We start from the raw sequence: 1,504 nt of genomic DNA on the forward strand, positions 1-1,504 counted from the left end.
CGCTAGTCTCGTGGGCGCGGAGATGGGTATAAGCGACAGCCCCGGCGGTCACACCTCGTCGTCGGCGGCGCCGCGGACGGCCAGCGCGGTCGCCGGGAGCGCCTCGGCGAACTCCGGAGTCGTCAGTACGCTGACGGCGACACCGGGTGCGACCAGCCAGAACGCCTGCGCCTCGCCGGTCAGCCCAGGGCCGTCGCCGTGCGGGAAGTCGCTCAGCCGCCACTGCGCCGGATCACGCTCGTGGTACGCGGCGAGGAAGTCGCGTAGCGCGTCGAGGTCGGTGAGCCGATCCCCCCGCAGCACGTGGACGCGCAGGTCCACCTGGTGCCCGTCGGCCGTCCGGCGCTCCCAGAACCGGCTGGTGAGGCGGACGTCCTCCCACTCACTGGCGAAGTCCGACACCTCGTCGCCGACACCGGGCGGCACATACCCGACGTGGAATCCGTCCAACACCCCGCCGTCGCGGTCCACTCGCCACCCTCTCGATCGTCCGGTCAGTTGCCCAGTGCGCGTACCTTCGTGATCGTCTCCTGGACGTGCTGCCGGGCCGGGCCACCGCCCTCGGCGGCCTGCGCGAGCGCCTGCCGGTACGAGTCGATCATCCCGATCAGCGGCCCGGCCGCCACCCCCTGCAACGCCCCCGCGACGAGTTGCCGCGCCTCGGCGGCATCCTGGGCGGCGGCGGCCGTCTTCGCCTTCGCCTCGTCCAGCTTGTGCGCGGCCGCCGCCAATCGGGCGATCATCTCCGCTGCGCTCACATGCCCTCCCCGGCTCGACCGCGACCACTCAGGAGCGTACGAGATCCGTCCGCACACCGCGACCACCCGCACCGCACACCCGATCAGATCGAGTCGGGAGCCCGGTCGGCGCGACCGAAGTTAGGAAGGGACCCTTTCTATACCGTAGGCGTTAGCAGGGGGCCCTTCCTTACACACACGGGTCAGCGCAGCAGGCGGACCAGCACCAGGTAGCCGCAGTAGGCGAGCGGCACCGCGACGAAGCACAGCAGGAAGCCCAGCAGCGGATACCGGGGCGGCGTAGCGGCACCACTGGCGGGCCGCCCCCACTTGCCGAGCACCAGCCAGGCACCGATCAGGGCGACCGCGGGCAGGCCGGCACACATCCAGGCGACCACCGTGCCGAGGCCGACCACACCGACGTCGGAGGCGAGACCCAGGATCAGCATCAGCACCACGGCGACACCGGAGAAGCCGAGATAGACGGCGACCGCCCGGGCCATCGGCGACCATCCGGGCAGCAGCGCCGGGCGCTGGGCGAGCATCTCGGCCTGCTGCGCGTACCTGTCCGCCTCGTCCGCCCAGCGCCGCGCCAACTCCAGCTCCGTCGCCGGGTCGACCGCACCGGCCCGTTGGGCCGGCACCCCCGCCTCCGTCGCGCTCACCGCCACCGGCAACGCCCGGTCCGTCTGCCCCGTTTGCGGGTACGCCCCGACCTCCGACCGCCCCGGCGCGGCGGCGGCGCCGCCGACCCCCACCGTCGACGG

Annotated in this window: 3 protein-coding genes; all 3 read right to left on the bottom strand. The window is 73.1% G+C overall.

Annotation, left to right across the window (positions count from 1 at the left end):
- Positions 1 to 48: 48 nt before the first annotated feature.
- Positions 49 to 471 (bottom strand): hypothetical protein, encoded by a 423-nt coding sequence (locus EYA84_RS31715; RefSeq protein WP_131057838.1) that lies wholly within the window; start codon positions 469 to 471, stop codon positions 49 to 51.
- 23 nt (positions 472 to 494) lie between these two features.
- A complete protein-coding gene (locus tag EYA84_RS31720; protein ID WP_131057839.1) occupies positions 495 to 758 on the bottom strand; it encodes a DUF6244 family protein in 264 nt (87 codons plus the stop codon).
- A 182-nt stretch (positions 759 to 940) separates the two neighbouring features.
- On the bottom strand, positions 941 to 1,504 hold a 564-nt coding region (locus EYA84_RS31725), incomplete at its 5' end, for a hypothetical protein (RefSeq protein ID WP_343232803.1).

Source organism: Verrucosispora sp. SN26_14.1, from assembly GCF_004307965.1.
Taxonomy (GTDB): Bacteria; Actinomycetota; Actinomycetes; order Mycobacteriales; family Micromonosporaceae; genus Micromonospora.